General features: G+C 69.4%; 26 protein-coding genes. 10 read left to right on the forward strand and 16 right to left on the reverse strand.

What is annotated here, in order from left to right; all coding sequences use genetic code 11:
* Positions 1–67 precede the first annotated feature (67 nt).
* Positions 68–811 carry a LuxR family transcriptional regulator gene (locus FXO19_RS05210; RefSeq protein ID WP_187775636.1) on the forward strand — a complete coding sequence of 248 codons (744 nt, stop codon included), beginning with the start codon at positions 68–70 and terminating at the stop codon, positions 809–811.
* Positions 812–1,092: 281 nt separating this feature from the next.
* Complete coding sequence (locus FXO19_RS05215) at positions 1,093–1,632, forward strand: Smr/MutS family protein (protein WP_149194019.1); 540 nt, start codon at positions 1,093–1,095, stop codon at positions 1,630–1,632.
* Between the two features lie 40 nt (positions 1,633–1,672).
* Here the strand turns inward: FXO19_RS05215 and FXO19_RS05220 are convergent, their stop codons facing one another.
* The 10 genes from FXO19_RS05220 to FXO19_RS05265 all read right to left on the reverse strand — a co-directional run bounded on the left by FXO19_RS05220 (position 1,673) and on the right by FXO19_RS05265 (position 9,792).
* The gene (locus FXO19_RS05220; protein WP_149194020.1) at positions 1,673–1,927 is read right to left on the reverse strand and encodes a hypothetical protein; all 255 of its coding nucleotides are present in this window, start codon (positions 1,925–1,927) and stop codon (positions 1,673–1,675) included.
* A 114-nt stretch (positions 1,928–2,041) separates the two neighbouring features.
* Complete coding sequence (truD, locus tag FXO19_RS05225; RefSeq protein WP_255516302.1) at positions 2,042–3,124, reverse strand: tRNA pseudouridine(13) synthase TruD; 1,083 nt, start codon at positions 3,122–3,124, stop codon at positions 2,042–2,044.
* A complete protein-coding gene (gene ispF / locus FXO19_RS05230; protein ID WP_149194021.1) occupies positions 3,121–3,600 on the reverse strand; it encodes a 2-C-methyl-D-erythritol 2,4-cyclodiphosphate synthase in 480 nt (159 codons plus the stop codon). Before ispF ends, truD begins: the two co-directional genes overlap by 4 nt.
* On the reverse strand, positions 3,597–4,364 hold the full coding sequence (gene ispD / locus FXO19_RS05235; protein WP_149194022.1) for a 2-C-methyl-D-erythritol 4-phosphate cytidylyltransferase: 768 nt from the start codon (positions 4,362–4,364) through the stop codon (positions 3,597–3,599). Before ispD ends, ispF begins: the two co-directional genes overlap by 4 nt.
* Entirely contained in the window at positions 4,361–4,711 is a 351-nt protein-coding gene (ftsB, locus tag FXO19_RS05240; protein ID WP_149194023.1) for a cell division protein FtsB, read from the reverse strand. The genes ispD and ftsB overlap by 4 nt, the downstream gene beginning before the upstream one ends.
* 14 nt (positions 4,712–4,725) lie before the next feature.
* Positions 4,726–6,009 carry a phosphopyruvate hydratase gene (gene eno / locus FXO19_RS05245; protein ID WP_149194024.1) on the reverse strand — a complete coding sequence of 428 codons (1,284 nt, stop codon included), beginning with the start codon at positions 6,007–6,009 and terminating at the stop codon, positions 4,726–4,728.
* On the reverse strand, positions 6,006–6,791 hold the full coding sequence (locus FXO19_RS05250; protein ID WP_149194025.1) for a hypothetical protein: 786 nt from the start codon (positions 6,789–6,791) through the stop codon (positions 6,006–6,008). The genes eno and FXO19_RS05250 overlap by 4 nt, the downstream gene beginning before the upstream one ends.
* Positions 6,784–7,620 (reverse strand): 3-deoxy-8-phosphooctulonate synthase, encoded by an 837-nt coding sequence (kdsA, locus tag FXO19_RS05255; protein ID WP_149194026.1) that lies wholly within the window; start codon positions 7,618–7,620, stop codon positions 6,784–6,786. The genes FXO19_RS05250 and kdsA overlap by 8 nt, the downstream gene beginning before the upstream one ends.
* A 100-nt stretch (positions 7,621–7,720) precedes the next feature.
* Positions 7,721–9,403: a CTP synthase gene (gene pyrG / locus FXO19_RS05260; protein WP_149194027.1), complete on the reverse strand. Its 1,683-nt coding sequence runs from the start codon at positions 9,401–9,403 to the stop codon at positions 7,721–7,723.
* Between the two features lie 134 nt (positions 9,404–9,537).
* Positions 9,538–9,792 carry a hypothetical protein gene (locus FXO19_RS05265; protein WP_149194028.1) on the reverse strand — a complete coding sequence of 85 codons (255 nt, stop codon included), beginning with the start codon at positions 9,790–9,792 and terminating at the stop codon, positions 9,538–9,540.
* Positions 9,793–10,073: 281 nt separating this feature from the next.
* On the opposite strand from FXO19_RS05265, the gene parE reads away from it, so the two are divergent.
* A complete protein-coding gene (gene parE, locus FXO19_RS05270; RefSeq protein ID WP_149194029.1) occupies positions 10,074–11,963 on the forward strand; it encodes a DNA topoisomerase IV subunit B in 1,890 nt (629 codons plus the stop codon).
* Positions 11,964–12,032: 69 nt separating this feature from the next.
* Here parE and hutG read toward each other — a convergent pair whose 3' ends face one another.
* The 5 genes from hutG to FXO19_RS05295 form a co-directional block, all read right to left on the reverse strand.
* Positions 12,033–12,818, reverse strand: a complete 786-nt coding sequence (gene hutG / locus FXO19_RS05275) for an N-formylglutamate deformylase (RefSeq protein ID WP_149194030.1) — start codon at positions 12,816–12,818, stop codon at positions 12,033–12,035.
* A 195-nt stretch (positions 12,819–13,013) separates the two neighbouring features.
* Positions 13,014–14,381, reverse strand: coding sequence for a glutathione-disulfide reductase (gene gorA, locus FXO19_RS05280; RefSeq protein WP_149194031.1), 1,368 nt, complete (start codon positions 14,379–14,381; stop codon positions 13,014–13,016).
* Positions 14,378–15,625 (reverse strand): NAD(P)/FAD-dependent oxidoreductase, encoded by a 1,248-nt coding sequence (locus tag FXO19_RS05285; RefSeq protein ID WP_149194032.1) that lies wholly within the window; start codon positions 15,623–15,625, stop codon positions 14,378–14,380. Before FXO19_RS05285 ends, gorA begins: the two co-directional genes overlap by 4 nt.
* Positions 15,626–15,634: 9 nt before the next feature.
* Positions 15,635–16,879, reverse strand: coding sequence for a DUF418 domain-containing protein (locus FXO19_RS05290; protein ID WP_255516303.1), 1,245 nt, complete (start codon positions 16,877–16,879; stop codon positions 15,635–15,637).
* 108 nt (positions 16,880–16,987) lie between these two features.
* Positions 16,988–17,467, reverse strand: a complete 480-nt coding sequence (locus FXO19_RS05295) for an FKBP-type peptidyl-prolyl cis-trans isomerase (RefSeq protein WP_149194033.1) — start codon at positions 17,465–17,467, stop codon at positions 16,988–16,990.
* Positions 17,468–17,544: 77 nt separating this feature from the next.
* Here FXO19_RS05295 and FXO19_RS05300 point away from each other — a divergent pair, with 77 nt between their 5' ends.
* The 4 genes from FXO19_RS05300 to FXO19_RS05315 all read left to right on the forward strand — a co-directional run bounded on the left by FXO19_RS05300 (position 17,545) and on the right by FXO19_RS05315 (position 20,417).
* The gene (locus FXO19_RS05300) at positions 17,545–18,123 is read left to right on the forward strand and encodes a C40 family peptidase (protein WP_149194034.1); all 579 of its coding nucleotides are present in this window, start codon (positions 17,545–17,547) and stop codon (positions 18,121–18,123) included.
* Between the two features lie 213 nt (positions 18,124–18,336).
* Positions 18,337–18,900 carry a C40 family peptidase gene (locus FXO19_RS05305; RefSeq protein ID WP_149194205.1) on the forward strand — a complete coding sequence of 188 codons (564 nt, stop codon included), beginning with the start codon at positions 18,337–18,339 and terminating at the stop codon, positions 18,898–18,900.
* 178 nt (positions 18,901–19,078) lie between these two features.
* Complete coding sequence (locus FXO19_RS05310) at positions 19,079–19,492, forward strand: hypothetical protein (RefSeq protein ID WP_149194035.1); 414 nt, start codon at positions 19,079–19,081, stop codon at positions 19,490–19,492.
* Positions 19,493–19,532: 40 nt separating this feature from the next.
* Positions 19,533–20,417 carry a bile acid:sodium symporter family protein gene (locus FXO19_RS05315; RefSeq protein WP_149194036.1) on the forward strand — a complete coding sequence of 295 codons (885 nt, stop codon included), beginning with the start codon at positions 19,533–19,535 and terminating at the stop codon, positions 20,415–20,417.
* A 339-nt stretch (positions 20,418–20,756) separates the two neighbouring features.
* Here FXO19_RS05315 and FXO19_RS05320 read toward each other — a convergent pair whose 3' ends face one another.
* Positions 20,757–22,034, reverse strand: a complete 1,278-nt coding sequence (locus tag FXO19_RS05320) for a dicarboxylate/amino acid:cation symporter (RefSeq protein WP_149194037.1) — start codon at positions 22,032–22,034, stop codon at positions 20,757–20,759.
* A gap of 136 nt (positions 22,035–22,170) precedes the next feature.
* Between FXO19_RS05320 and FXO19_RS05325 the strand changes: the two genes are divergently transcribed.
* The 3 genes from FXO19_RS05325 (at position 22,171) to FXO19_RS05335 (ending at position 26,061) form a co-directional block, all read left to right on the forward strand.
* Positions 22,171–23,868: an alkaline phosphatase gene (locus tag FXO19_RS05325; RefSeq protein WP_149194206.1), complete on the forward strand. Its 1,698-nt coding sequence runs from the start codon at positions 22,171–22,173 to the stop codon at positions 23,866–23,868.
* A 232-nt stretch (positions 23,869–24,100) separates the two neighbouring features.
* Positions 24,101–24,886 carry a 3-hydroxybutyrate dehydrogenase gene (locus tag FXO19_RS05330; protein WP_149194038.1) on the forward strand — a complete coding sequence of 262 codons (786 nt, stop codon included), beginning with the start codon at positions 24,101–24,103 and terminating at the stop codon, positions 24,884–24,886.
* Positions 24,883–26,061 (forward strand): patatin-like phospholipase family protein, encoded by a 1,179-nt coding sequence (locus tag FXO19_RS05335; RefSeq protein ID WP_187775637.1) that lies wholly within the window; start codon positions 24,883–24,885, stop codon positions 26,059–26,061. Before FXO19_RS05330 ends, FXO19_RS05335 begins: the two co-directional genes overlap by 4 nt.
* Positions 26,062–26,076: the final 15 nt, after the last annotated feature.

The raw sequence follows: 26,076 nt of genomic DNA on the forward strand, positions 1-26,076 counted from the left end.
GCCTTCCGCCTGCGCGGGGCGGCGACAAGGCATAGAATCCCGATGCTCATCGCAACGGAGATCCGCCGTGCACGACTGGGACCACGTCGAACGCGTGCTGTCGGTCAACACGCTGCAGGAACTGCGGTCGGAAACCGCCGGTTTCGCTCGCCGGCTGGGGTTCGATCACCACGGCTACGCGGTCAAGTTCCAGGACGGCGACGGACCCGGCGAGGCCGCCTACCACGCCTTCCACGACTACCGGAACGAGTGGGGCCGCAGCTACGAAGCGCTACGCGATCCGCAGGTCGCTGCGCTCGACGCCCGCGTGGGGCTCGCACGCTGCGGGCTCCCGGCCGCTTCCTGGAACAGACGCGGCCAGTTCGCCTACGCACCGCCGCGCCCCCTGTTCAGACGTGCGCACCAGCAGGTACGCGCTGCGGGCGATTTCGGAATCAGCGCCGGCGTCACCATTCCCTGCTTTTTGCGCGGCACGGACTGGGCGTTCATGACGTTCTCCACCGACGGTACCCAGGACCTGCGCGAACTCGACCCCCTGGTCGGCCCCTCGGTGCATTTCGTAAGCGCCTTGCAGGTGGCCGTGGATCGGCTGCTGCGCAGGCCCGCCCCGCATCCGAAGCTCAGCCGGCGCGAACGCGAGGTGCTGCGGTGGTCGGCGATTGGAAAGACCTCCTGGGAAATCTCGCTGATCCTTGGCATCAGCGAGCGGACCGTCAATTTCCATGTCCAGGGCGCCTGCCGCAAGTTGCAGGCCCAGGGCCGCCGGGCAGCATGCGCCCGGGCCGTCGCGCTGGGACTGATCTCCCTCTAGCGCGATCGGCCGGATGGCCGCCCGTGAGCTGACCGTCCGCGGTTCGCCGTGACCGGAAGATCTCGCTGTCCTGCGCATTCGTCCCTGTCAGAAATGACAGGGGTCCGCCCCCAGCGCCTTCCCGATATGGTGCACTGGCGGCGTGTGGTGCCCGGTCGGCGCATGGACTGCCCATCACCGCGACGCCCATGGACCGGGCGTAGGCATCACACCCCCTTGGAGTTGTCGGCTCCAGATCATGGCGCCAGGGAAGGCGCCGGGGGTTTTGTATGCTGTCGGTCATGACCACGCGCAAGCCCCCGCCAAACGAGGACGAGGCCGCGCTGTTCCGTGACGCGATCGGCCCGGTGCGCAGGTTGCCGGAAGCGGCGACGCCCGCATCCAGGCCGCGCCCGGAGCCGCGACCCCGCATGGCCGAGCGCGATGAACGCGAGGCGCGCGGCGAATTCCACGCCATGCTGGAGGAAGGCCGGCTCGAAGCCGGCGACAGCCTGCGCTACCGCCGCGACGAGGTGTCGCCGCGGATCCTGCGCCGGCTGGCGCGCGGGCAGTACGCAGTGCAGGACGAACTCGACCTGCACAGTGCCGATAGCGCCCAGGCCGAGGCCTGGCTGAAACGCTTCCTGGCCGAGGCGCGGGCGGGCGGCAGTGCCTGCGTGCGGATCGTGCACGGCAAGGGCCGGCACGGCGAAGGCCTACCGGCGCTGAAGAATCTGGTCGACCGGCTGCTGCGCCGGCGCGCCGACGTGCTGGCGTTTCATTCGGCGCCACCCGCGCAGGGCGGGACCGGCGCGGTGCTGGTCCTGCTCAGGCCACGCTGACGACGCCCGGCTCCGCGGAACCGGGCCGTCGTGGCAACGGCTACTGCGCCTCGGAGTCGTCGTTGCGGGCGACGCGCTTGACCGGCGGATTCACCCAACGCACATCGAGCCCGCGCATCCGGGCAGTGCGCTCGACGTAGGCGATATAGGCCGCGTCGCGTTCGAATATCGCCTGGGTCGGCTGCGATCCCGCGGGTGCCGCGGCACCATATCCGGCACCGCCCTGGGTGCTCGCGCATGCAGCCAGGCCAAGCGCAAATAATGAAACGATCGTGCAAAGAAGCGGCCTGTTCATGACAGTTCCTCCCATGCGTCGCTTTCGGCAGCCACGTTCGTGCGGGTGCCTGAATCCGGTTATACGCCGCGGAAATCAGGGCTCCAGTGCCGTTGACCGCTTTCCGACGAACGGTCAGCCGGCAGGCTGGGCGGCGTTGCGCATCGATCCCAGTTCAGCCAGCACCGTCGTCGCGTAGGCGCCGGCGGGCAGTTCAAAACCCAGGCGGATGACGTCATCGCCAAGCCACTCCCAAGCCACGGCAGCGGGCCGCAGACGGGTGGCGCGGCGCTCCTGGCGCAGACCCGCCGCCTCCAGCCCTTGTCGCAGTGCGGTGGCGTCCTCGCCCTCCATTGCCGCCGTCTCGAGTGCCAGCGCGGCGGTCGTACTGCGCGGCGCGCCGGTACCCCATAGCGGCGCGCTCGGGTGGATGTCGAACGCCTGCAGCCGCTGCGCGAGCGTCTCGCTCCAGGGCTCGGGGCCGAACACGCTGCGGCTGCCGTCGAGGATCCACACCTCGCCTTCCAGCCCGCGATTCCAGGAGCCGTCGCGCACGCGCGCCGCGAGCACCCGGTTGAACAGCTCCGAGCGCGCCGCCGACAGCAGGTGGGTCCGCTGCTCGCGCCGCATCCGGCGCCCGGCGAACATGGCGAGCGCGGCCTGCAGGTTGCCGCCGTCGCGGCCGAAGCGCTGCTCGCCGAAATAGTTCGGCACGCCGCTGGCGGCGATCGTCATCAGGCGCGTCTCCACCGCCCGGCGATCGCCCCGCACGTCGCGCAGCGTCAGCACGAAGCGATTGCCCGCCAGCGCGCCGCGTGGAAGCTTCTTCGCGTGCCGCGCGCGCGCGAGCACGCGCAGCGCCTGGCCCGGGCCGTGCTCCTCCCGATCCAGCGTCCGGGGTTCGGGCGCCTCGCGCCCGGGCAGGTGCACGCTGAAGCGCTGGCGCGTCAGCGCGTGGCGATCCTTCAATCCCGCGTAGCCAATCGCGGAGACCGGAACGCCCGCCCAAGCGGCGATCCGCTCGGCGGCGAACGCGGTGTTCATGCCGCGCTTCTCGACCGTCAGCAGCAGATGCTCGCCGCTGCCGCTGGCCTCGAAGCCGTCGAGTTCCTCGACCTGGAAATCCTCCGGCGTGGCGCGGATCGACGCCGCCAGGACCGGATCGCCCCAGGCGCCCGGCAGCGCCGCGCCGGAGGCAGTCGACGCGGTCGCGTTCACGCCGCGACCAGCAGGCACACCGCCTGCGCGGCGATGCCCTCGCCGCGCCCGGTGAAGCCGAGGCGCTCGCTGGTGGTGGCCTTGACGCTGATCGCCCCGGCATCGACGCCGAGGTCGCTCGCGATCGCCTCCCGCATCGCCTGCGCGTGCGGGCCGATCTTCGGCCGCTCGCAGACCACGGTGAGGTCGGCATTGCCGAGGCGCCAGCCGCGCCCGGCGATCAGCGCCTGGCAATGCCGCAACAACACACGGCTGTCGGCGCCCTTCCACTGCGGGTCCGACGGCGGAAAGTGCGTGCCGATGTCCCCCAGGGCCAACGCCCCAAGCATCGCGTCGCACAGCGCATGCAATGCCACGTCGCCGTCGCTGTGGGCGAGCACGCCGCGTTCATGGGCGATGCGCACGCCGCCGATCATGACGTGATCGCCCTCGCCGAAGGCATGGACGTCGTAGCCGTGGCCAATGCGGATGTTCATGGCGCCCCGCCCGCACGCGATGGTGCGTTTTCCGTTCTCTCGTCTCGATTCCCGGCTCCCCGCCTTTGCAGCAGGAACTCGAACAGCGCCAGGTCGGCCGGCGTGGTCACCTTCAGGTTGTCCTCGGCGCCCTCGACCAATAACGGGCGCAGGCCCTGCCGCTCCATCGCCATCGCTTCGTCGGTGACCGCAGCCCCGGCGTCGACCGCGGCACGCAGCGCACGGCTCAACTGCAGGCGCCGGAACAGCTGCGGCGTCAGCGCGCGCCACAGCCGCTCGCGCGGCTCGGTGCCATCGATGCCGCCGTCGTCGCCGGCGCGCTTGAGCGTGTCGCGGACCGGCGCGGCGAGGATCGCCCCGACCGGATCGTCGCGGCCGCGCTCGAGCAGGTCCTGCAGGTCCTCGCGGCGCAGGTTGGGGCGCGCGGCATCGTGCACCAGCACGAACTCGTCGGCGCGCACCTCGCGCGGCAACGCCTCGAGCCCCGCCAGCACCGAATCGGCGCGCGCGGCGCCGCCGATGCAGGTCAGCACCGGCCTGCCGGCCAGTTCGCTCCAGCCCGGCCAGTGTGGATCGCCCTCGGCGAGCACCACCATCACGCCCTGCACGCCGGGATGGGCAAGCAGCGCCCGCAGCGTGTGCGCCAGCAGCGGCTCGCCGGCCACCGGCAGGTACTGCTTGGGCAGGTCGCCACCGAAACGCGTGCCGCGGCCGGCGGCGGGCACCACCGCCCAGAGCCCGCCCCGGACTTGATCCGGCGTCATGGCGTGTTCTCCGCGTCGTTCGCGTCGCTCTCCGGGAGCGGCGGCAGTCTCGGCGGCGCGGGCGTTTCCACCACCCGGTAGAAGACTTCGCCGGGGCGGATCATCCCCAGCTCGCTGCGCGCGCGCTCCTCCACCGCCGCCTCGCCGGTCGGCGATTTCAGGTCGGCCACCTCGGCTGCGAGCGCGGCATTGCGCTGCCGCAGCCCGTCGTTCTGATGCGCCTGCTGCCCCACCTGGCCCTGCAGCTGCGCCACGTCGCCGGCCCCGCCGGTGCCGAACCAGAGCCGGTACTGCAGCCATACCAGCAACGCTGCCAGCAGCACCAGCACGATCCGCAGCGCGCGCATCGCTGGCTGCCCCGTTACCGGTTCAGCGAAACGAAGGCAGCGCGTCCCGCATAGCGCGCCCCGTCGCCCAGCGACTGCTCGATCCGCAGCAGCTGGTTGTACTTGGCGACGCGGTCGCTGCGGCACAGCGAGCCGGTCTTGATCTGGGTGGCGGTGGTGGCCACGGCGATGTCGGCGATGGTGGTGTCCTCGGTCTCGCCGGAGCGGTGGGAGACGATGGCCGCGTACTTCGCCGCGTCCGCCATCGCGATCGCTTCCAGCGTTTCGGTGAGAGTACCGATCTGGTTGACCTTGATCAGGATCGCGTTGGCGGTGCCCGAGTCGATGCCCTGGCGGAAGATCTTCGGGTTGGTGACGAACAGGTCGTCGCCGACCAGCTGCACCTCGTCGCCGATGCGCGCGGTCAGCTGCTTCCAGCTGTCCCAGTCGTCCTCGGCCATGCCGTCTTCGATCGAGATGATCGGGTACTGCGCGCACCAGTCGGCGAGGAAATCGACGAACTGCTCACCGGTCAGGCGCTTGCCCTCGCCCACCAGGTGGTACTTGCCGTTGTCGAAGAACTCGCTGGATGCCACGTCGAGGCCGAGCAGCACGTCTTCCCCGGCGCTGTAGCCGGCCCGGCCGATCGCCTCGAGGATGGTGTCGAGCGCCTCGACATTGCTGCGGAAGTCGGGCGCGAAGCCGCCCTCGTCGCCGACCGCGGTGGAAAGCCCGTGCCCCTTCAGCACCGACTTGAGCGCATGGAAGATCTCGGTGCCGGCGCGCAGCGACTCGGAGAACGAGTCAAAACCGACCGGCAGCACCATGAATTCCTGGAAGTCGACGTTGTTGTCGGCATGCGCGCCGCCGTTGATGATGTTCATCATCGGCACCGGCAGTTCGGGCGCGCGGTCGCCGGCCAGCAGTTGCCACAACGGGATCTTCTTCGACGCAGCGACCGCGTGCGCGTTCGCCAGCGACACGCCGAGCAGTGCATTGGCGCCCAGGCGGCCCTTGTTGTCGGTACCGTCGAGATCGATCAGGCGCTTGTCCAGGCCGGCCTGGTCCTCGGCATCGAAACCGCGCAGCGTCTCGGCAATGGTGCCGTTGACGTGGCCGACCGCCTTCTGCACGCCCTTGCCGAGGTAGCGGGTCTTATCGCCATCGCGCAGTTCGACGGCCTCCTTCGCGCCGGTCGACGCGCCCGACGGCACCGCGGCGCGGCCGAAACTGCCGTCTTCCAGGGTGATTTCGGCCTCAAGCGTGGGATTGCCGCGACTGTCGAGGATTTCGCGGGCATGGATGGTGGAAATCTTCATATTTCGGCTGACCAGGTCAAGGGAAATTTCTTGGAGCAATCAGGCGACAGCGGCAGCAATGCGTACTTCGTGACCACGGTTTCCGCATGCAGGCGCTGGGTTAGCGTACGTCGATCGTCCGGCGGCATCCCGTACTGGTTCAGCCTGAAGAACGCTAGCTCGATCTTTTGAGTGGGTGAAGCATTGTCCGGCGCCGGAGTCTTCCGTTCCAAGTCTGCATAGCCAGGGAGCGACTTCACCTCGGACAGAAACTCTTGCGCCTCACCGCTCGCCACAATCCGCTTCACTGGATCGAGCGTATCCGCTGGAAGATCTGCATCCTCGTTGGTGAGGCATGACTTTGCCATCGTCAATCTCATGTTTTCGGCCACGTACTGCGACATCGTGTTCGGTGAAAATTCGGAATCCGGGAGCTTCGAACAAGTCGCTATCGACGGTTCGTTGCGACAATCGCCAAGCAATTCAACCCAAGCCGAAGACTCCGGCCAGCTGATCTCGCCCTCGATTCCTGCAACACGCACAGTACCCGTCAACACAGCCTGCCTCATCCATGCGTCGGGCATAGCAGGATCGCCTTTGATAAGCACGCAGCGTTCCGGACGTTGTTGCGACATGAGGGACGATAGTTGTTCTATGGCGTAGCTCTCGTTCTCAAACTTGTACTGCTGTGCCGGCAAAATCTCGATCCGAATCGGATCGGCGCATTCCTCGGACTCGGAAGCACTCACCGGCATGGAAATGATCCCTATAAGTAGCAGAACAGTACCGAGCTCCTTAACCACCCATTACCTCCGCGAAGGCATGACGCTTGGCAACCGCATCCAGTTCCACCAGCGTTTCCAGCAGCGCCTGCATCTTCGACAGCGGCCAGGCGTTGGGTCCGTCGCTCAGTGCTTCTTCCGGTCGCGGATGCGTCTCCATGAAAACGCCCGCCACGCCGACTGCGACCGCCGCGCGCGACAGCACCGGCACGAACTCGCGCTGGCCGCCGCTGGAACTGCCCTGCCCGCCCGGCAGCTGCACCGAGTGGGTGGCGTCGAAGACCACCGGGCAGCCGGTGTCGCGCATCACCGCGAGGCTGCGCATGTCACTGACCAGGTTGTTGTAGCCGAAGCTGGCACCGCGCTCGCAGACCATGATCTGCTCGTTGCCGGTGGACTTGGCCTTCTCCACCACCGGCTTCATGTCCCAGGGCGAGAGGAACTGGCCCTTCTTGATGTTGACCGGCTTGCCGGCGGCGCAGACCTTGCGGATGAAGTCGGTCTGGCGCACCAGGAATGCCGGCGTCTGCAGCACGTCGACCACGCTGGCCACCTCGTCCATCGGCGTGTACTCGTGCACGTCGGTCAGCACCGGCACGCCGATCTGGCGGCGCACCTCGCCGAGCACGCGCAGGCCCTCCTCCATGCCGGGGCCGCGGAAGCTGCTGCCGGAGGTGCGGTTGGCCTTGTCGAAGCTGGACTTGAAGATGAAATTGATGCCGAGCGCGCCGGTGATCTCCTTCAGCTGGCCGGCCACGTCGAGCTGCAGCTGCTCGGATTCGACCACGCAGGGGCCGGCGATCAGGAAGAACGGATGGTCCAGGCCGACCTCGAAGCCGCACAACTTCACGATTGCGCCTCCCCTGTAGGAGGGGCTTCAGCCCCGACGCTCTTCCGGTTGCCGTGGTCGGGGCTGAAGCCCCTCCTGCAGGTCGTTGGACGTGCGGCGCTCACGCTCTGGCCTCCTTCAGCAACTTGCCGCCGGCCTTGCGCTCGCGCGCGGCGCGCACGAAGCCGACGAACAGCGGATGGCCGCTGCGCGGCGTGGACAGGAACTCCGGGTGCGCCTGGCAGGCGACGAACCACGGATGCTGCGGCAGCTCGATCATCTCCACCAGCAGGTCGTCCATCGACTTGGCCGAGATCACCAGCCCGGCATCCTCCAGCTGGGTGCGATAGCGATTGTTGAATTCGTAGCGGTGGCGGTGGCGCTCGCCGACCACGTCCTTGCCGTACAGCTCGCGCACGCGGCTGCCCGGCTTGAGCCGCTGTTCCTGCAGGCCCAGGCGCATGGTGCCGCCGAGATCGCTATCCTCGCTGCGACGCTCGACCTCACCGGTCTTGGTGCGCCATTCGGTGATCAGGCCGATCACCGGGTGCGGGGTCTGACGGTCGTTCTCGGTGCTGTTGGCGCCCTCCAGCCCGGCGACGTGGCGGGCGATGTCGACCACGGCTGCCTGCAGGCCGTAGCAGATGCCGAAATACGGCACGCGCCGCTCGCGCGCGTACTGCGAAGCCAGCACCTTGCCTTCGAAGCCGCGGTCGCCGAAGCCGCCCGGCACCAGGATGCCATCGACGCCGGCCAGCACACGCTCCGCGCCCTCACGCTCGATGTCCTGCGATTCGATCCACTTCAGCGCCACCCGGGTGCGCTGGCGGATGCCGCCGTGCTTGAGCGCCTCGCCGACCGACTTGTAGGCGTCCTTGTGGTCGACGTACTTGCCGACCACGGCGATGGTCACCTCGTCGATCGGGCGCTCGGTGGCGTCGACCACGTCCAGCCATTCGGACAGGTCCGCCGACTCGCCGGCGCGATCGCCCAGGTCCAGGCGCTCGACCACGATCTGGTCCAGGCCCTGCGCGTGCAGCCACATCGGGATCTTGTGGATGTCGTCCAGGTCCACCGCCGAGATCACCGCCTTCTCCGAGACGTTGGTGAACGAGGCGATCTTGCGCCGCTCGCCGTCCGGCAGCGGCTGCTCGCTGCGGCAGACCAGCACGTCGGGCTGGATGCCGATCGAGCGCAGTTCCTTGACCGAGTGCTGGGTCGGCTTGGTCTTCAGCTCGCCGGCCGCGGCGATGTACGGGACCAGGGTCAGGTGCATGAACATGGCCTTGTCGGCGCCGCGCTCGGTGCGGAGCTGGCGGATCGCCTCCAGGAACGGCAGCGACTCGATGTCGCCCACGGTGCCGCCGATCTCCACCAGCGCCACGTCGTAGCCCTGGGTGGCGGCGTCGATGCTGCGCTTGATCTCGTCGGTGATGTGCGGGATCACCTGCACGGTGGCGCCGAGATAGTCGCCGCGGCGCTCCTTGGCGATCACGCTCTCGTAGATCTTGCCGGTGGTGATCGAATTCCTGCCGGACAGGTGTACGTTGACGAAGCGCTCGTAGTGGCCCAGGTCGAGGTCGGTCTCGGCGCCGTCGTCGGTCACGTAGACCTCGCCGTGCTGGAACGGGCTCATGGTGCCGGGGTCGACGTTGATGTAGGGGTCGAGCTTCATCATCGTCACCCGCAGCCCGCGTGCCTCGAGGATGGCGGCGAGCGAGGCCGCGGCGATGCCCTTCCCGAGGGAAGAGACGACGCCGCCGGTGACGAAGACAAGCGGGGTGACGGAACGGGGGGAAGTCATGGGCGCAGCAGGTCGCTGGAAAGCCCCATTCTACGGCAAGAGCACGACGGCCGGCTGACGGCGCGATGATCGCGGCCGACAAAAAGAGAGCGCCCCGCCGGAACGGGGCGCTCGACAGCGGGATCGGACCGGAATCAGGCCGGATCTTCTTCCTCGGCCTCGGCGTCCTCGGCCGCTTCCTCGGCGTCGGCGGCCTGCCAATCGGCGGCCTCGGCATCCTGTTCTGCCGCAGCGGCATCGGCCTCGGCGGCGTCGGCGGCCGCGCCTGCCTGTGCGGCGGCCTGCTCGGCCTCGCGGACGGCCTGCTCGTCGACTTCCTGTGCGAACGCGGTGGGTGCGGCAAAGGCCGCTGCGATCAGGGCGGTAAACAGAAGGTTGCGCTGGGTCATCGTCGTGTCTCCAGAGAAGCGAAAGTTGTACTGCCAAAAGTAGTGCCGCTTGCCTCAGCGACGCTTGCACCGTACCCATGCCATGCCGGCTGCGGACTGAACAACGAACACTTAACGGAAGTAAGCGCTTACAGGCGTGTTTGCAGGTAATTTCACCGCTTGGCGCTGCCCCGAACCTAGGGTTATCCATAGCTGTCGCAGATGCGCGAAAACTGATACCCGCGACCGCTCGCGCGACGGATTCCATTACCATGCGCGCTCCTACACCACTTCCCCCGTGCATGAGCAGTCGCTACAACGCCGTCGACATCGAAGTCCTGTCCGGGCTGGACCCGGTCAAGCGCCGCCCGGGCATGTACACCGACACCACCCGCCCCAACCACCTGGCGCAGGAGGTCATCGACAACGCGGTCGACGAGGCGCTGGCCGGGCACGCGCGCGAGATCGAGGTGCGGCTGTTCAAGGACGGCAGCTGCGAGGTGTCGGACGACGGCCGCGGCATGCCGGTGGACCTGCACCCGGACGAGAAGATCCCCGGCGTCGAGCTGATCCTCACCCGCCTGCACGCCGGCGGCAAGTTCAACAACCGCAACTACACTTTCTCCGGCGGACTGCACGGCGTCGGCGTGAGCGTGGTCAATGCGCTGTCGAACCGGGTCGAGATCTTCATCAAGCGCGACGGCAGCGAGTACCGCATGGAATTCGCCAACGGCGATGCGGTCTCGAAACTGGAGACGGTGGGCAGCGTCGGCAAGCGCAATACCGGTACCCGGCTGCGGTTCTGGCCCGACCCGAAGTACTTCGACACGCCGAAATTCTCGCTGCGCGCGCTCAGGCACCTGCTGCGCGCCAAGGCGGTGCTGTGCCCCGGCCTCACCGTGACGCTGTTCGACGAGGCCAGCGGCGAGCGCGACCAGTGGCATTACGAGGACGGCCTGCGCGACTACCTACGCGGCGAGCTGGCCGATCGCGAGCTGCTGCCGCCGGAGCTGTTCGTCGGCCGCCTGGACAAGAACACCGAGACCGTCGACTGGGCGGTCACCTGGGCGCTCGAGGGCGAACTGGTGCAGGAGAGCTACGTCAACCTGATCCCCACCGCCCAGCACGGCACCCACGTCAACGGCCTGCGCACCGGCTTCACCGACGCGCTGCGGGAGTTCTGCGATTTCCGCAACCTGCTGCCGCGCGGCATCAAGCTGGCGCCGGAGGATGTCTGGGACCGCGTCGCCTTCGTGCTCAGCGTCAAGATGACCGACCCGCAGTTCAGCGGCCAGACCAAGGAGCGGCTGTCCTCGCGCCAGGCCGCCGGCTTCGTTGAGGGCGCCGCCCACGACGCATTCTCGCTGTGGCTCAACCAGCACACCGAATTCGGCGAGCGCATCGCCCAGCTGGCGATCGACCGCGCCAGCGCGCGGCTGAAGACCGAAAAGCAGATCGTGCGCAAGAAGGTCACCCAAGGGCCGGCCCTGCCCGGCAAGCTGGCCGACTGCATCAGCCAGGACCTGTCGCGGACCGAGCTGTTCCTGGTCGAGGGCGACTCCGCCGGCGGCTCGGCCAAGCAGGCACGGGACAAGGATTTCCAGGCGATCCTGCCGCTGCGCGGCAAGATCCTCAACACCTGGGAGGTCGCCTCCGGCGGCGTGCTCGCCTCACAGGAGGTGCACGACCTGGCGGTGGCGATCGGCTGCGATCCCGGCCGCGACGACATCTCCGGCCTGCGCTACGGCAAGATCATCGTGCTCGCCGACGCCGACTCCGACGGCCTGCACATCGCCACCCTGCTCGCCGCGCTGTTCCTGCGCCACTTCCCGGCGCTGGTCGACGCCGGCCACGTGTTCGTGGCGATGCCGCCGTTGTTCCGCGTCGACGTCGGCAAGCAGGTGTTCTATGCGCTCGACGAGGAGGAGAAGCGGCTGCTGCTGGAGAAGATCCAGCGCGAGAAGCTCAAGGGCGCGGTCAGCGTCACCCGCTTCAAGGGCCTGGGCGAGATGAACCCGCCGCAGCTGCGCGAATCGGCGATCCATCCCGACACCCGCCGCCTGGTGCAGCTGACTGTCGACGACGGCGACCAGACGCACGCACTGATGGACATGCTGCTGGCGCGCAAGCGCGCGGGGGATCGGAAGAGCTGGCTGGAAACCAAGGGCGACATGGCAACGCTGGAAGTCTGAGAGCGAGCAGTGAGAAACGAGGAGTGAGAAATGAGTGAGGCGCCTACGCTCCGCTTCACCTCTCGTTTCTCACTCCTCGTTTCTCACTGCTGCTTTTAGCAGCCGCCGCAACACCGCCTGCAACGCCGTCGCCTTCGCTTCGTCGTACTCGAACGAATCCTCGTCCATGTAAGTGCGCTGGCTGATCTCCAACTGCACGGCATCGATGCCGTTGTCCGGGTCGCCGTAGTGCCGGGTGATGTAGCCGCCGCGGAAACGCCCGTTGACGATGGTGTCGTACCCGTCCTGCGCCGCGAGCACCGCTTCCAGCCGGCGCTGCAGCGCCGGCGCGCAGCTGTCGCCGCCGGCGGTACCGAGGTTGAGGTCCGGCAGCCGGCCGTCGAACAGGAACGGCAACTCGCCCTTGATCGAATGCCCCTCCCACAGCACCACCCGGCCGTGCTCGGCGCGCAGGCGCTCGAGTTCGCCGCGCAGTGCGGCGTGATAGGGGCGCCAGAACGTGTGAACGCGCTGCGCGATCTCGTCCTGTGTCGGCGCCTCGCCGTCGCGGTAGACCGGCTCGCCGGTGAACTGCACGGTCGGACACAGTCCGGTGGTGTTCTGGCCCGGGTACAGCGAAACATCGTCCTCGGGGCGGTTGAGGTCGATCACGTAGCGCGAATACCTCGGCACGATCATCGAGGCGCCGAGTTCGCGCGCCACCGCGTACAGGCGCGCGACATGCCAGTCGGTGTCGGGGACGCGGCGCGCCGAATCGGTGAGCCGCGCCGCGATGGCCTCAGGCAACGCCGTGCCGTCGTGCGGCACGCTGACCAGGAGCGGGGCGGTGCCCTTGTGCAGGTTGAAGATGTTCATCGCCGACATGCTACCGGAGCGACGGAGCGGTTTCGCGCCGGACCGACCCTGCGTCGGATCGCCTCCGCTCCACAGAGGCGTGTCATGCGTGCGAACCTGCAGTACCGGACATGTGACGAACTGCCACCGCGCCGGCATCGCGCCTATGAGGCGCTCCTACGTACAGCGGAGCGAGTTCCGCTCGACGGCGGCAGGTCAGCGCATCAGCACCACTTCCTCGGCACTGGTCGGATGGATGGCGACGGTGTCGCGCAGGTCGGCCATGGTGGCGCCGAGCTTGAGCGCCACCGCGAAGCCCTGCAGGATCTCGTCGGCGGCCTCACCGTACAGGTGAACGCCGACCACGCGTTCGTCCTCGCCGACGCAGACCAGCTTGAACAGGCTGCACAGCGGCGCCTCCACCAGCGCCTGCAGCATCGGCCGGAAGCGGCTGCGATAGACCTTCACCGCATCGCCGTACTGGTCGCGCGCCTGCGCCTCGGTCAGGCCCACGCCGCCGATCGGCGGATGGGCGAAGATCACCGTCGGCACGTTGGCGTAGTCGAGCCGGGCCTCGGCCTGGCCGCCGAATAGCCGGTCCATCAGCCGCCGCGCCGCCGCGATCGCCACCGGTGTCAGCGTCTCGCGGCCGGTCACGTCGCCGACCGCGTAGACGCCCGCGGCACTGGTGTTCTGGAAGTCGTCGACCTCGACATTGCCGCGTGCGTCGATCGCCACGCCGGCCGCGTCCGGACCGAAGCCGGCGCTGTTGGCGCGGCGGCCGATCGCGAACAGCAGCGCGTCGAAGGCATCGCTGGCCTGGTCGTCTTCGTCGAGCAGGCGTATGCGCCCGTCACCGGCCGGTTCGACCGCGCGCAGGCGATGCCCGAAGTGCAGGCGGACGCCGAGATGGCAGTAGTTCTCCTCCAGCTGCGCCACCACTTCCTCGTCGGCGTGGCTGAGCAGGCGCGGCCCGCGCACGAACACATCGACGCGGCTGCCCAGCGCCTGCAGCAGGCCGGCCAGTTCGACGCTGATGTAGCCGCCGCCGACCAGCGCCACCCGGGCGGGCGCCTGCGACCAGTGGAAGAAATCGTCCGACACGCCGCCCAGTTCCGCGCCCGGGACATCGGGCCGCTGCGGACTGGACCCGGTCGCCAGCAGGATGTGGCGCGCGCGCAGGCATTGGCCGTCGCCGGTCGCGACCGTCTGCGCGTCGCGCAGGCTGCCCAGCGTCGGCATCAGCACGATGCCGGCGCGGTCCAGACGCTTGCGGTAGCTCTCGTGGATGCCGCCGATGTAGCGCTGGCGGTCGGTGATGAACTCGCGCCAGTCGAACGCCGGCGTCGCCGGCACGTCGAAGCCCAGTTGCGCGGCGGCGGCGATGCGCGAGGCCAGCTCGGCCGCCAGCCACATCGCCTTCTTCGGCACGCAGCCGACGTTGACGCAGGTGCCGCCGAGTTCGCCGGGTTCCAGCAGCGCCACCCGCGCACCGTACTCGGCAGCCCGGAAGGCGCCGGCCAGGCCGCCGGAGCCGCCGCCCAGCACCACCAGGTCGAAATCGAACGGATCGGCCGCGCTCATGCGAAGCGGCCCGGATCGAACGGGGCGGGATCGATGTGCGGCGACTGCGCGCACATCAGTTCCGCGATCAGTTGGCCGGTGGCTGCACTCATGCTGACCCCGAGCATACCGTGCCCGGTTGCGAGCCAGACGCGGCGGTGCCCGGGCGCGCGGCCGATGATAGGCAGGTCGTCGCAGGTCAGCGGCCGCCAGCCGTACCACTCCTCCTCCCGCGCGGGGCCGACCGGCTCGCGCAGGAACTCGGCGGCGCCGCGCTCGAGCGCGGCAAGCCGGCGGCGATTGAGGCTGGTGTCATAGCCGGAGAACTCCATCGTGCTGCCGAGCCGGAAGCCGCTGTCCCAGGCGGTCACGCAGACGCTGCGTTCGTGCAGCACCAGCGGGCGCTTCGGCACCAGCGCCGGTCGTGCATAGGTGATCGAATAGCCCTTGCCCGGCTGCACCGGGATGCGCAGGTCGAGGCTGCGCCCCAACCGCGGCGACCAAGCGCCGGTCGCCAACAACAGGTCGCGGCCGCGGAAGTCGCCGCGCGCGGTCGATGCCGTCGCCCCGTCGTCATCCGCCGCGATCGATCGTACCTCGCAGTGCTCGACGATCTCGCCGCCGTGCTCACGGACCGCGCGCGCCAGTTCCGCGACATAGCGGTTGGGGCGCAGGCGCGCATCGCCGGGGAAACGCACCACGCCGGCGACGCCCGGCAGCAGCGCCGGTTCGTCGCGCAGGTAGACCTCGCCGTCGATGGCCTCGGAGGCCACACCGACCTCTTCCAGCGCCCGCAACTCATCGGCGAAATGCGCCAGCTCGGCGGCGTCGCGGAACACGTAGTCCACGCCCGAGGCCTCGAATTCGCACGCCAGGCGATAGCGTGCGATCCACTCCGGCAATGCGCTGCGCGATGCGCCGAGGATCGACGCCCGCGCCGCCATCGCCGCCCGCCAGTCGCGCCGGTTGCAGCGTGCCGCGAACCGCAGCAACCAACCCCACAACGCCGGATCGAAGCGCGGCTTGAGGTAGAACGGCGCATCCGGCGTCGCCATCCAGCGCAGCGCGCGTGCGACCGCGCCCGGCTCGGTCAGCGGCGCGGCATGGCTGGGGGTGATCGTGCCGCAGTTGCCATGCGAACTGCCGCAACCTGCGGTGCCCGACTCCAGCACGCGCACGCTGCGGCCGGCATGCAGCAACGCCAGCGCGCCGGCCAGGCCGATCACGCCGCCACCGACGATCAGTACATCGACACGGGATTCCATCCGCCAAGTTTACGCGGCCGGCGATCCGTCCTGGCGCAACCGCGGACGTCGGCCATAGGTCGCCCAGCGCCACAGCCATTCGACCGGGCCGAAACGGAAACGCATCAGCCACCAGCGACTGGCGGCGACCTGGAGCACGAACACCGCCACGGCCAGCAGCACCAGGCCAGCGTGGCCGATCCGGCCCCACAGCGCCAGGCCGTAGCCGTAGAACACCAGCGAGCCGACCAGCGACTGCAGCAGGTAGTTGCTCAGCGCCATGCGCCCGGCGGGCGCGAGTACGCCGAGCGCCCGCGTACCCGCGGCCGTGGACCACGCCAGCGCGAGCAGCGCGAGATAACCAAGCGCCAGCGGCAACGCACCCAGCGACATCAGCGCATTCGCCAGCAGCCAGCGCGCGTAGCTTTCGGCGGCGTCGACCCCGACGCCGATCGATGCCGCCCACAGCGACAATCCCAATCCGACCGGCAGGCCGAACCCCGCCAGCCGGAGGAAGAACGGCCGCTGCGCCGCGATGTCGCCGATCCGCCCCGAGCGCAACAGCCAGCTGCCAACCAGGAACACCCCCAGCGCCATCGGCACCACGAAGAAGTCGTTGAGCAGGAAACGCGTGAAATCCGCCGCCCGCTGGGCGGTCACCTGCGCGAATCCGCCCTCGGCGTAGACCCGTGCGGCTTCGGCAGCAGCGCCCCGGCCGGCAGCGAGCGCCTGCGCGGCGCCGGCTTCAGCCGCGCCGGGCACCAGGCCCACCGCTGCGGCGCCGAGCAGTGTCAGCACGCACAGGCCGTAGTAGACCGACAGCCCGAGCACCAGTTGCGTCCGCGGGCGCAGGTCGCGCAACGCCAGCAGCAGCAACGCCGCCAGCGCATAGGTATGCAGGATGTCGCCCGCCCACAGCAGCAGCGCGTGCGCGATGCCGATGACCAGAAGCGCCGCGGTCCGGCGCAGGTAGACCGCCCGGAACGGCCGCCCGGCCGCCTCGGCGCGCGCCATCATCACCGCGAATCCCATCCCGAACAGCAGCGAGAACAGAACCCAGAACTTGCCGGCAACGAACACGTGCACGCCCCAGGCCGCTGCGTGGTCGAGGCCGGCGAGCCCGGACGCGACGCCGTTGCCGAACTCCTGCCACGGCCGCGTGAACCACTCAATATTGACCAGCAGGATCCCGAGCAGCGCGCATGCGCGCAGCACGTCCATGAAGCCGATCCGCTGCTGCGCATCGACCGGCGCGAAGCTCGCCCGATCCATCATCGTCGTGTTGCCCCGTCGAGTCCCCGCTCCACCATGCCGCAGCCGTCCCGAAACGGCAACGGCCCGCTCGCGCGGGCCGTCGGCGGAATCGCGACGCCAGGCCGCCGGTCAATGCTGGTGACCGCCCTCGCCATGGACGTGGCCGTGCTCGATCTCCTCGGCACTGGCCTCGCGCACCTCGACGATCTCGACGTCGAAATGCAGGTCCTTGCCGGCCATCGGATGGTTGAGGTCGACGTCGACCACGCTCATGCCGACCTTCTGCACGGTCACCGCGCGCGGGCCGAAGTTGGTGTTAAGCACCACTTGCATGCCCGGGGCCAGCCGCTGCCCGCCGAAGTGCTTCTTCGGCACGCGCTGGGTCAGTCCGTCGCGGCGCTCGCCATAGGCATCGGCGGCGGCGATGTCGGCGCTGAAACTGTCGCCGGCGACGCGGCCTTCCATCGCCTGCTCCAGGCCCGGGATGATGTTGCCGTGCCCGGCCAGGATTGCCAGCGGTTCGCGCTCCTTCGAGCTTTCGGTCGGCGGCTGCCCGGCCTCGGAAACGGTGTAGTGGAAGCGGACGACGCGGTCTTTCTCTATTTTCATGCCGATGGATACCTGTGACGCGGCGCTTGCGCCGCTTGTGCGAGAGTGCTTGTGCAGAGCTCGGGGATTCGGCCAAGATGCGGACCGTGAGCGATGCGCATTATCCGGGCTTCATCCGCACCGCGCCAATCCGGCCGCGCGGGGCATGGCGGTCGCGCACCGCAGTGGCGCTCCTGGCCGGCGCCCTGCTGCTGGCGGCCTGTGGCCGCGATGATGTCCGCCCGTCCGGCGGACCGGGCGCGCAGCGGCACTGGCCGGTCGTGCAACCTGCCGACACGGCCGCCGCCAACGCGGTGGTGATGCGTGCCATCAGCCTGGTCGGCACGCCCTACCGCTACGGCGGCAATAGCCCGGAAGGCGGCTTCGACTGCAGCGGCCTGGTCAACTACGTCTACGACGACATGCTCGACCTGCGCCTGCCGCGAACCTCGCGCGATCTGGCCGCCTACCAGGGCCCGCGCATCGCCGCCGAACGGCTGGCGGCCTCGGACCTGGTGTTCTTCGGCAGCCGCGGCAACGTCACCCACGTCGGCATCTATGTCGGCGAAGGACGCTTCGTGCATGCCCCCAGCAGCGGCGGCACGGTGCGCCTGGATCGGCTGGATGGCCACTACTGGCGCGACCACTACAGCGGCGCGAAACGCATCGTGCGTTGAAATTTCTCGCTGATTCAGCGACTTGCGTCGCATTCATTAACATAATTTTAACGAACGCGTCACGCGAGTGGGGCACCATCACGCCACAACGACAAGATTGAATTCAGCGTGACGACAGAAGCCTCGGATCTCGGCCGCATTGCCGCCACCCCTTCCCGCCGTTTCGGGCGGACCCTCTCCTTCCTGCTGGCCACCGCGCTTGCCGGTGCGGCGATGCCTGCCCTGGCGGCGACCGGCCTGGCCGGCGACTCGGCCGACCAGTCGCCGCTCAATCGTTCGGTCAGCCAATCGCTCGCGCAGCCGCTGCCGGTCGCCTTGGGGCGCGAACTGCTGTTCGCCGCCGACGTCAACCAGCTGATCGCCGCCGGAATCGGCGACGTTCCGGCGTCGGCCGAGGGGCGTCAACAGACGCTGCTGCAACGGGGTCTCGCCCTGCTCGGCACGCCGTATCGCTGGGGCGGCACCTCTCCGGACGGCGGCTTCGACTGCAGCGGCCTGGTCAGCTACGTTTTCCGCACCGCGCTCGGCATCGAGCTGCCGCGCGTCTCGCGTGACATGGCCACCACCGGTGAGCAGATCGAACGCACGCAACTCGACGCCGGCGACCTGGTGTTCTTCGCCCGCCGCGGCCGGCGCGTCGATCACGTCGGCATCTACCTGGGCAACGGCCGCTTCCTGCATGCGCCGCGCAGCGGTCGCGACGTCACTGTCTCCAGCCTCGACAGCGGCTACTGGAGCCGGAAGTTCACGCTGGCGCGCCGGGTGACCGGCGTCTGAGCCACCCGGCATCGCGCGATTCCGAAGGCCGCCACTGGCGGCCTTCTTCGTTTCCGCGTTGACACCCCGCCGCCACGAGCGAGCACACGCGCCGGCGAATCGCAGCGATCGTGCGCTGCGGCTTGCCGGCAACGGCGGCGCACGCCATGCTCGGGCGCGTCGACGGGGAGGAACGACGATGCTGCGGACGTTCGGGGCGGTGCTGCTGGGTCTGCTGGTGGGCGTGGCGACGATGCTGGCGCTGGAATACGCCGGCATGGCGCTGTTCCCGCCACCACCGGATCTCGACCTGCAGGACGAGGCCGACCTGGCCCGCCTGGTCGCGAGCGCATCGACCGGCAAGCTGCTGTGGGTGCTGGGCGGCTGGTGCCTGGCCGGCTTTGCCGGCGCCTGGGTCGCCGCGCGGCTGGCGCGCGGGCATCGCCTGCTCGCGGGGCTGGCGGTCGGCGGACTGATCGTCGCCGGCGTGATCCTCAACGTGGCGGCCCTGCCGCATCCGCTGTGGATGATCCTCGCCGGCCTGCTGTTGCCGATGCCGCTGGCGTGGCTGGCGACGCGACTGGCCGCGCGCCGAACAGCACCGCGGCTCTGAACCAACGCTCCGCGACCGCCCTTCCACCCAGGAGATCCGCATGCAGGCCACGTTGCTGACCACCCTGTTGTTGCCGCTCGCACTCGGCGTGATCATGCTCGGCCTCGGACTCGGGCTGACGATCGACGACTTTCGCCGCGTCGCCCGCTATCCGCGCGCGGTGCTGACGGGGCTGTTACTGCAGACCGCGGTGCTGCCCTGGGTGGCGCTGGGCCTGGCGCTGGCCTTCGGGCTGCCGCCGGAACTGGCGGTGGGACTGATGCTGCTGGCCGCCTCGCCGGGCGGCGCCACCGCCAACATCTACAGTCACCTGGCGCGCGGCGACGTCGCGCTCAACATCACCCTGACCGCGGTCAACAGCATGCTGTGCCTGGTCACGCTGCCGCTGATCCTCAACCTGTCACTCGAGTTCTTCCTCGGCGCCGGCCAGTACGTGCCGCCGCCGGTGCGCAAGATCGTCGAGGTGGCGGTGATCATCGTGCTGCCGGTGGCGATCGGAATGACCGTCCGCGCCTTCGCGCCCGGCTTCGCCGCACGCATGGAGAAGCCGATCCGGCTGCTGTCGGTCGTGGTGCTCGCGCTGCTGATCACAGCGGCGGTGGTGCAGGAATGGAACACGCTGCTGACCTACTTCGCCGCGGTCGGGCTGGCCTGCCTGCTGTTCAACCTGGCCAGCATGGCCACCGGCTACGCCGCACCGCTGGCGCTGAAGCTGCCGAAGCGGCAGGCGATCGCGATCGCGATGGAGATCGGCATCCACAACGGCACGTTGGCAATCTTCGTCGCGCTCAACGTGCTCGGCAACGCCACGATGTCGGTGCCGGCGGCGGTCTACAGCCTGCTGATGTTCTTCACCGCGGCCGGCTTCGCGCTCTGGGTCAACCGCGGGCGCGAGCCGGTGCCGGCGTCGGCAAGCGGGGGCTGAGCTTCTTTCAGCCACGGATCGACGCGGATGAACGCGGATCGAAACTGCAGCCGACGGTTCATTCCAACGGCCCGGCCACTCGGGTAAGCCGACGGGAACGGCGCCGCCCGGGCGCGGCGACCGCAGACCCGCGCCGCTTCTGCGCCGCCATGGCGAGGTCGCGCTGCCCGCGTAGGAGCGCGCCATGCGCGCGATGCCGCGGGTGCCGGCAGGATCCGGTGGACGCCGCGATCCTGGACCGGCAGGCGCGCTGGTCACCGAAGTTCGCGGGCGGCGCCATGCCCGCGGCATCGCGCGCATGGCGCGCTCCTACGGATGCAGGCGGTTCGCGGCCACGCCTCAGCGCGGCGTGCCGGACTCCTCCGCCGCACCTTCCATTCCGATGTTGCTCGACGCCGCGTCGTAGACCTTGCGATCCAGCAGCCCGGTCTCCTTGGCCACCAGCACCGGCACCAGCATCTGCCCGGTGACGTTGGTCATGGTGCGCATCATGTCGAGCACCCGGTCGATCGCCAGCAGGATGCCCAGCACTTCCAGCGGCAGGCCCGCCGCGCTCAGCACCACGGTGGCCATCACCACCGCGGTGCCGGGCACGCCGGCGGTGCCGAAGCTGCCGAGCACCGAGGCCAGCAGGATGGCGATGTACTGCGCGAAGCTCAGCTCGATGCCGTAGTACTGCGCGGCGAAGATCGCCGCCAGTGACGGATAGATCGCGCCGCAGCCGTCCATCTTGATGCTGGCGCCGAGCGGCACCGCGAACGCAGCGTAGTCGCGGTTCACCCCGAGGTTGTGGGTGACGCTGCGCAGCGCCGCCGGCAGCGCGGCGAAGCTGGACGAACTGACGAACGCCACCTGCATGCCGGCCGCCGCACCGCGGAAGAACTTCAGTGGATTGAGCCCGTGCGCCAGCAGCAGGCCGCCGTAGACGAAGACGATGTGCAGCCCGCAGGCCAGGTACAGCGCGATGACGAAGTTGCCCAGCGGCAGCAGCTTCTCGAAACCGTAGGCGCCGACCAGGCCCGCGATCAGGCCGAAGGTGCCGATCGGGGTGACCTCGAGCACGAAGCGAGTGACCTGGATCATCGCCTCGCTGGCCTGTCCCACCAGCTTGCGCAGGCCCTCGGTGCGCTCGCCCAGCTTCACCAGCGCGAAGCCGAGCAGCCCGGCGAAGAAGATGACCTGCAGGATCTTGCCCTCGGCCAGCGCCGCGAACGGATTGGTCGGCACGATGTCCAGCAGCACCTGTACCGGCGTCGGCACGTCGCGCGGCGTGTAGTCCGGCGGCGGCGCCAGGTCGACGCCAACGCCCGGGTTGAAGACGAAGGCGATCGCCAGTCCGACGCCGACCGCGAGGGTCGCGGTGATCGCGAACCAGCCGAACGTGCGTCCGCCCAGCGCCGCCACCGACTGCTGGCCGTGCAGCGCCGAGACCGCGTTGATCACCGCGAAGAACACCAGCGGCACCGCGATCATGCGGATCAGGTTGACGTACAACGTGCCCAACGGCTGCAGCCAGATTTCCGCCGCGGGGCCGAGCAACCAGCCGGCCAGCGCACCGAGCACGAAGCCGCCGGCAACGCGTTGCCAGAACGGAATGCGGAACCACCACTTCAGCATCGAACGCGGACCAGGCCGGGAGGATTCGCCGACGATACCCGAGTCATGGGCCCGCTGCAGTCATCTGCATGCAACACTGCGGCGCGCTGCCGGCGGCATAATGCGCAGCCCCGTCTCCCTGGCTCCCGTCGTCGCGATGCGCATTCCCACGCTCTGCTGCCTGTCCGCCCTGCTCTGCGCCTGCGCCACCCAGGCGCGTGATCCTTCCCCTGCGGCGGACGTCGGCATGCCCGCGACCATAGCGCCGATCGACGTGCCGTCGATCGCCCGGCCCGGCGGCGAGACCGCGCAATGGTGGTTCCGCAGCGGCGCCGCGGCCGCCGCCGAACGCGGCGCCATGGAAGGGCGCGCGAAGAACGTGATCCTGTTCGTCGGCGACGGCATGAGCCTGACCACGGTCGCCGCCGCGCGCATTCTCGCTGGCCAGCAGGCCGGCGGATCCGGCGAGGAGCACCGGCTGGGCTGGGAGGATTTCCCGCACACCGCGCTCAGCCGCACCTACAACACCGACATGCAGACGCCGGATTCGGCCGGCACCATGACCGCGATGGCCAGCGGCGTGAAGACCCGCGCCGGCGTGATCGGCCTGGCCCAGGCACGGCCGCGCGGCGACTGCAGCGACATCGACGACAACGCCCTGCTCACCGTGCTCGAACTGGCCGAGAGCGCCGGCCTGGCAACCGGCATCGTCACCACCACCCGCATCACCCACGCCACGCCCGCGGCGACCTACGCGCGCTCGCCCGACCGCGACTGGGAAAGCGACGGCCTGGTGCCGGCGGCGGCGCGCGCGGGCGGCTGCGTCGATATCGCGCAGCAACTGCTCGATTCCCGCTTCGGCCGCGGCCCGGACGTGGTGTTCGGCGGCGGCCGCAAGCATTTCATGACCGCCGACCAAGCCGACCCGGAGCACGCGGACAAACGCGGCCTGCGCCGCGATGGCCGCGACCTGATTGCCGAGTGGCGGGCAAAGCACCCCGGCGGCGCCTACGTCTGGAACCGCGACCAGCTCGACGCCGCACGCGGCAGGACGCCGGTGCTGGGCCTGTTCGAATACGACCACATGCATTTCGAGCACGACCGCCCGCGCGATCCCGGCGAGCCAAGCCTGGCCGAGTTGACCCGCGAGGCGATCGGCCGCCTGCGCTCCGCCGGTGACGGCTACGTGCTGCTGGTCGAGGCCGGCCGCATCGACCACGCCCACCATTTCGGCAACGCCCATCGTGCACTGACCGACACCATCGCCCTGGCCGAGGCGGTCGACGCCGCGGTCGAGCTGTCTTCCGACGACGACACCCTGGTCCTGGTGACTGCCGATCACGCCCACACCCTGACCTTCGCCGGCTACCCGGCGCGCGGCAATCCGATCCTCGGCAAGGTGCGCGGCGCCCTGGGCGACGCCGATGCCAATATCGCCCGCGACCTGATCGGCCTGCCCTACACCACCCTCGGCTACGCCAACGGCCCCGGCTACACCGGCGCCAGCGATGCCCAGCCGGCCGGATCGAAGTATTTCCGGCACGAGGCCCATGGTGTCACCGCCGCACAGGGACGCCCGGACCTGACCCATGTCGACACCCAGGACCCGGACTACCTGCAGGAATCGGTGCTGCCGCTGATCGACGAGACCCACGGCGGCGACGATGTCGGCATCTGGGCGCGCGGCCCGGGCGCGGCGGCGGTCCGCGGCAATGTCGAACAACACGCGATCTTCCATGTCATGGTCCAGGCCACGCCGAAACTGCGCCAGCGCCTGTGCGCCGCCGGCCTGTGCAACGCCGACGGCGTCCCGGTGGAACTGCCGCGGCCGCAGGACTTCCAAGGCACTCCGTAGGAGCGCGCCATGCGCGCGATGCCGCGGGGATTTCGCCGCCCACGAATTCCGGTGACCGGCGCGCCTGCCGGTCCAGGATCGTGGCATTCACCGGATCCTGCCGACACCCGCGGCATCGCGCGTATGACGCGCTCCTACGAGGGGACCATCGCGAGCGCTGCCCCTTTGGTACGACAGACTCCCGACATGCCGGCCGCTATGCTGATGGCAACCGTTCCCCTGGAGTGAAGACATGACCCGACTCGACGGCAAGGTCTGCGTGGTCACCGGCGCCGCCAGCGGCATCGGCAGGCGCATCGCCGAGGTCTACGCGCAGGCCGGCGGCTTGGTCGCCATTGCCGATCTCAAGCTGGAAGCAGCCGAGACCGTTGCTCGGCAGATCCGCGACGACGGCGGCGACGCCCTGGCGGTGGCGATGGACGTCACCGACGAGGCCCAGGTGGTCGACGGCATCGCCAAGGTGATCGCGCACTACGGCAAGGTCGACGTGCTGGTCTCCAACGCCGGCATCCAGATCGTCAACAAGCTCACCGACTTCAGCCTCGCCGACTGGAAGAAGATGCTCGCCATCCATCTCGACGGCGCCTTCCTGACCACGCGCGAGTGCCTGAAGGACATGGAGCAGCGCGGCGCGGGCGGCGCGATCATCTACATGGGCTCGGTGCACTCGCACCTGGCCTCCAAGCTCAAGGCGCCCTACGTGACCGCCAAGCACGGGCTGCTCGGGCTGGCGCGCACGGTGGCCAAGGAAGCGGCCGGCTACGGCGTGCGCGCCAACGTGATCTGCCCCGGCTTCGTGCGCACGCCGCTGGTCGACAAGCAGATCCCGGAGCAGGCGCGGGAACTGGGCATCAGCGAGGACGAGGTGGTGAAGAACGTGATGCTCAAGGACACCGTGGACGGCGAGTTCACCACCGTCGACGACGTCGCCAACGTGGCACTGACGCTGGCCGCGTTCGAGACCAACGCCCTGACCGGCCAGAGCGTCGTGGTCAGCCACGGCTGGTTCATGCAGTGAGCGCGCTGCCGGCCGAGGTGTGCCGCCACATCGCACGCTATCCCACGGTCGCACTGGTGCTGCAGGGCGGTGGCGCGCTTGGCGGCTATCAGTGCGGCGTGTACGAGGGCCTGCACGAGGCGGGCATCCGCCCGAACTGGTTCGCCGGCATCTCGATCGGCGCGATCAATGCGGCGATCCTGGCCGGCAACGCGCCCGATGAGCGCGTGCAGCAGCTGCGCGGATTCTGGGAGCTGATCTCCGACCCGGGCCCTTCGCTGTCGCTGCCGGCGCTCGCGGTGCGCAGCACGGTGGCCGCGCTGCCGGAGCATCCGGCATTGCTGGCCTGGGCGCGCGGCATGGGTGCGCTCGGCTCGCTGCTGCAGGGCCAGCGCGGCTTCTTCGAGCCGCGCATGCTGTCGCCGTTCCTGTTCGACGACGGCAGTGCGCAGGCCACCAGCTTCTACGACACCACGCCATTGCGCGCGACGCTGGAGCGCTTCATCGACTTCGAGCGCCTGCATCGCGACCGCAGCGTGCGCCTGACCGTCGGCGCGGCCAGCGTCACCCGCGGCAACTTCCGCTATTTCGACAGCGCCAGCGAGCCGATCCGGATCGAGCACATCCTCGCCTCCGGCGCGTTGCCGCCGGCGTTCCCGGCGGTGGAGATCGACGGCGAGCCGTACTGGGACGGCGGCGTCGTCTCCAACACGCCGCTGGAATACATCCTCGACTGCCGCCCGCATGAGGACACGCTGGTGTTCCAGGTCGACCTGTGGAGCGCGCGCGGCCCGGCGCCGCGGACGATGGCGGACGTGCTGGAACGGATCAAGGACATCCGCTACTCCAGCCGCACCCGCCACGGCACGCGCATGGTGGAACTGGCCCAGCAGCTGCGCACCGCGCTCAACGAACTGATCGAACAGCTTCCCGGTGGCCAGCTGCCACCGCACCTGGAAGCCGCGCTGGCACCGTACCTCGACGACCGCGTGTTCAACATCGTCCACCTGATCTACCAGAGCAAGTCCTGGGAGCGCGAGCACAAGGACTATGCCTTCGGCCGCATCCCGCTGCACGACCACTGGAGCGGCGGCCTGCGCGATACCGCCCTCACCCTCGAGCATCCCGAGTTCTTCGCCCTGCCGGACCGCAGCGTCGGCGTGGCCACGCACGACGTGCACCGGCTCACGCGATAGCGCTCCGCCGGCGGC

It is taken from the genome of Luteimonas suaedae (assembly GCF_008312895.1).
GTDB lineage: Bacteria > Pseudomonadota > Gammaproteobacteria > Xanthomonadales > Xanthomonadaceae > Luteimonas > Luteimonas suaedae.

What these genes read in the sequence shown, in the direction of transcription:
- FXO19_RS05215 (WP_149194019.1), top strand. Translation starts at nt 1,093, where the DNA reads ATGACCACGCGCAAGCCCCCGCCAAACGAGGACGAGGCCGCGCTGTTC.
- FXO19_RS05220 (WP_149194020.1), bottom strand. Translation starts at nt 1,927, where the DNA reads ATGAACAGGCCGCTTCTTTGCACGATCGTTTCATTATTTGCGCTTGGC.
- ispF (WP_149194021.1), bottom strand. Translation starts at nt 3,600, where the DNA reads ATGAACATCCGCATTGGCCACGGCTACGACGTCCATGCCTTCGGCGAG.
- ispD (WP_149194022.1), bottom strand. Translation starts at nt 4,364, where the DNA reads ATGACGCCGGATCAAGTCCGGGGCGGGCTCTGGGCGGTGGTGCCCGCC.
- ftsB (WP_149194023.1), bottom strand. Translation starts at nt 4,711, where the DNA reads ATGCGCGCGCTGCGGATCGTGCTGGTGCTGCTGGCAGCGTTGCTGGTA.
- eno (WP_149194024.1), bottom strand. Translation starts at nt 6,009, where the DNA reads ATGAAGATTTCCACCATCCATGCCCGCGAAATCCTCGACAGTCGCGGC.
- pyrG (WP_149194027.1), bottom strand. Translation starts at nt 9,403, where the DNA reads ATGACTTCCCCCCGTTCCGTCACCCCGCTTGTCTTCGTCACCGGCGGC.
- FXO19_RS05265 (WP_149194028.1), bottom strand. Translation starts at nt 9,792, where the DNA reads ATGACCCAGCGCAACCTTCTGTTTACCGCCCTGATCGCAGCGGCCTTT.
- parE (WP_149194029.1), top strand. Translation starts at nt 10,074, where the DNA reads ATGAGCAGTCGCTACAACGCCGTCGACATCGAAGTCCTGTCCGGGCTG.
- hutG (WP_149194030.1), bottom strand. Translation starts at nt 12,818, where the DNA reads ATGAACATCTTCAACCTGCACAAGGGCACCGCCCCGCTCCTGGTCAGC.
- gorA (WP_149194031.1), bottom strand. Translation starts at nt 14,381, where the DNA reads ATGAGCGCGGCCGATCCGTTCGATTTCGACCTGGTGGTGCTGGGCGGC.
- FXO19_RS05285 (WP_149194032.1), bottom strand. Translation starts at nt 15,625, where the DNA reads ATGGAATCCCGTGTCGATGTACTGATCGTCGGTGGCGGCGTGATCGGC.
- FXO19_RS05290 (WP_255516303.1), bottom strand. Translation starts at nt 16,879, where the DNA reads ATGATGGATCGGGCGAGCTTCGCGCCGGTCGATGCGCAGCAGCGGATC.
- FXO19_RS05295 (WP_149194033.1), bottom strand. Translation starts at nt 17,467, where the DNA reads ATGAAAATAGAGAAAGACCGCGTCGTCCGCTTCCACTACACCGTTTCC.
- FXO19_RS05300 (WP_149194034.1), top strand. Translation starts at nt 17,545, where the DNA reads ATGCGGACCGTGAGCGATGCGCATTATCCGGGCTTCATCCGCACCGCG.
- FXO19_RS05305 (WP_149194205.1), top strand. Translation starts at nt 18,337, where the DNA reads ATGCCTGCCCTGGCGGCGACCGGCCTGGCCGGCGACTCGGCCGACCAG.
- FXO19_RS05310 (WP_149194035.1), top strand. Translation starts at nt 19,079, where the DNA reads ATGCTGCGGACGTTCGGGGCGGTGCTGCTGGGTCTGCTGGTGGGCGTG.
- FXO19_RS05315 (WP_149194036.1), top strand. Translation starts at nt 19,533, where the DNA reads ATGCAGGCCACGTTGCTGACCACCCTGTTGTTGCCGCTCGCACTCGGC.
- FXO19_RS05320 (WP_149194037.1), bottom strand. Translation starts at nt 22,034, where the DNA reads ATGCTGAAGTGGTGGTTCCGCATTCCGTTCTGGCAACGCGTTGCCGGC.
- FXO19_RS05325 (WP_149194206.1), top strand. Translation starts at nt 22,171, where the DNA reads ATGCGCATTCCCACGCTCTGCTGCCTGTCCGCCCTGCTCTGCGCCTGC.
- FXO19_RS05330 (WP_149194038.1), top strand. Translation starts at nt 24,101, where the DNA reads ATGACCCGACTCGACGGCAAGGTCTGCGTGGTCACCGGCGCCGCCAGC.